Source organism: Gilvimarinus sp. 1_MG-2023 (assembly GCF_030548285.1).
In genome coordinates this window covers 1-364 of the sequence record NZ_JAUOSC010000374.1, presented here as the reverse complement: position 1 = coordinate 364, position 364 = coordinate 1, and the positions used below count along the sequence as shown (strand labels likewise).

Below are 364 nucleotides of genomic sequence, written 5' to 3'. Positions count from 1 at the left end.
GATTTACTCCGCAGCCACCAAGCGAGAGCAGGCCGCAGAACTGTATGACGCCGCCGTCGCCATGCTGGAGCAAAGTCCCAGTTTATTCCGCCTGGTGCGCCGCTACTCCAACCGAGTGCTGGCACCAAAAAGCAGGGGCAGGTTGCAGGCACTATCGAAAGACCACAAATCCATGGACGGCCTCAATGTGCACTACGGCCTGATCGACGAACTGCATGCACATCCGACATCAGCAGTATGGGACGTCATCAAATCGGCACGAGGGGCCAGATCCCAGCCACTGATCTACTCGATCACCACCGAAGGATTTCTGACCGATGGTGTCGACGCCGACCTGCACGAATACGCCAGCAAAGTTCTGACA

General features: G+C 57.1%; 1 protein-coding gene. It reads left to right on the top strand.

Annotated elements, in window-relative coordinates; translation table 11 throughout:
- Window positions 1-364 (top strand): terminase large subunit domain-containing protein (locus Q4563_RS17260; protein WP_303605371.1); only part of this gene is annotated, 364 nt, incomplete at both ends.